Raw genomic sequence first — 2,132 nt, forward strand, 5'->3', positions numbered from 1 at the left:
CCAACATCGCCCGCGCCGCCAGACGCGCCAACCGCCGCTCCCACGACCTCATCACCGCCGTGACCAGCAGTAATCCTAGAACGCAATGACCCTGGTCACCTGGAGGTCACCCGCACCACGACATCTTCGATGATCGTCCTCAAGGGACGGCGGCCGGGTTACGAGACGTACCTCCGCTCAGCGACTCTTCCTTCAGAGCGCTTTGTCGATCTGCCGAACAATGTCGTCGATTGTTTCCACTGCGTCACGCGCATCTTGTGCTCCTAGTGCGGTGACGGTGCCCGGCGCTGTTGGATCGTAGTCACATTGGTGGACGATCTTGTTGCGCCTGTCCACGATCACACCCAGGCTAATCTTTACTTGACCGGGATCCGCGAATGTGGTCTTCCATATCGCAGTGATCCCAACCAACGAAAGCGCCGCCGCAACATCGTCTGGACGTTGAAACGTCTCTCGGCCCAAGCGCTCGGCGATGAGGGATCGTGCAGTGAGTTCCTGCATGGCTGGGTCATTCTCTGTTACCACTGCCGCTAGGGCGGATAGTGGAAGGCCGATCTTTCCACCGAGCGCTGGCTGTCGGCGTCCGAAGACAATATCAACAGCCAGGTCAAGAACCACGCCATGTATGTATCGATCCCATGCGGCAACGCTCTGGACTAACGCAGCACGGTACAGGTCGGCGGCGTCCACGATGCCGTTCGTCATGCTGCCGATAGCTTGTCCGAGCCCGATAAGATCCTTGGCTCGCGCAATGTCGCCGTCGAAGGCCTTGAGACGAAGCGTCGCCATCATTCACCCAATAAGGCTTCGATCCGCTGCGCAAGTCCATCAAATGTTGATCGAAACTTCTGGATATTCGGAAGCGTGTTCTTCCACACTGCACCTGTCCGGCCCACATCCTCCTTGGTTAGCGCAAACACTGGCTTTCGCACTTCTTGAGAGTGTGCGATCAGTGTGTTGAAATCTGGTATTGCGGCGAGCCAGCGCTCATCCTGCAACTCGACCTCGCTATACACCTCCTCTGACAATAGCGCACCGGCCTTTTTCAGCGCAGGAAGTAGTTCGCCCTGAACGGCGCTCCCCAGTCGGCCGAAGAACTGCTCATATCCAGCCGTTGGCGCACCACTTCGAAGGCGATATCGCTGGATGATGACGCCCAAGAACTTCAGGTTGGGGCTAGGAAACGGGTAGTCGGCCGTCGCCAAACCTTCAATCTGACTGGCCCTTTGCGCCCACGCGATCCATCTAGGGATGACCCGCGCAAGCGAGTCAATCGCCATCACCGAGAAGATGTCTGGACTAGTCGGCACGAGGAAGAAGTCTGCTGTCGAAACCAGGTTCTGGTTGATCGCTCCAAGCCCAGGACTTAGATCCAAAAGGACATAGTCGGCATCATGGTGCGAGGCCGTGATTTCGAATAGATGGCGGAAACTGCCCGGAATGTTTCGCAGCGCTTGCAGGGACTCAGATAACTGCTGCGCGATACCAAGTGAGACTTCGTCCTCGGCAAGTCCAACATGACCCGGCAGCAGGAACAGTCCACTTCGACCATCCACCGGCACACAATCCACCGGCGCCAATGGACGTGGGCGCGACTGAAATGCCGGCTCAAGCGCGTCTTTGATGTTACGGAGGGGATTCTTTGCGTAGAAATCTTCCCTGTCTGCACCCGCAGTTAGGTCGAGCACCATCCCTGTGAGATTGCATTGAGGATCCGCATCGACGATCACGACGCGCTTTCCGCGCTCAGCAAGCATCCAACCAAGGTTGAAGCACGTAGTCGTCTTGCTGACTCCGCCCTTGTTGTTGAAGAGCGCTATGGTCTTCGACATTTCTGATCCTTCCTTGGCTGGCACCGGTCGGCGTGCTGTGTGCGCTGTCAGCGATAGGTCGGGAGGTGTCGGCTAGGTAAGCACGGGCCTCAGCCTACTCGAGATAAGGCGAGAGTCGATCTATCGCATGTTGGTGGTCAGTGGATCACTGGCGGTGCCGGTCTCGTCAAGAGCGAGAACGGCACCGACAAGGATGAACGCCATGCCTAGCCTCGCGCCTTCATGAAGGCTGGCGGTGGTGGCGGGTCGTGAACGTGAAAATGCCCTCTGGGCTGGGATGATGGGACTTGTCGAGGGTCA

At 57.7% G+C, this 2,132-nt stretch carries 2 protein-coding genes; both read right to left on the bottom strand.

From position 1 onward, the window contains the following. Positions 1-192: 192 nt before the first annotated feature. Positions 193-789, bottom strand: a complete 597-nt coding sequence (locus tag ACWD5O_RS37050) for a hypothetical protein (protein ID WP_450088162.1) — start codon at positions 787-789, stop codon at positions 193-195. Then, positions 789-1,832, bottom strand: a complete 1,044-nt coding sequence (locus ACWD5O_RS37055) for a ParA family protein (RefSeq protein WP_450088163.1) — start codon at positions 1,830-1,832, stop codon at positions 789-791. Before ACWD5O_RS37055 ends, ACWD5O_RS37050 begins: the two co-directional genes overlap by 1 nt. Between the last annotated feature and the right edge of the window lie 300 nt (positions 1,833-2,132).

It is taken from the genome of Micromonospora sp. NPDC005161 (genome assembly GCF_053599855.1).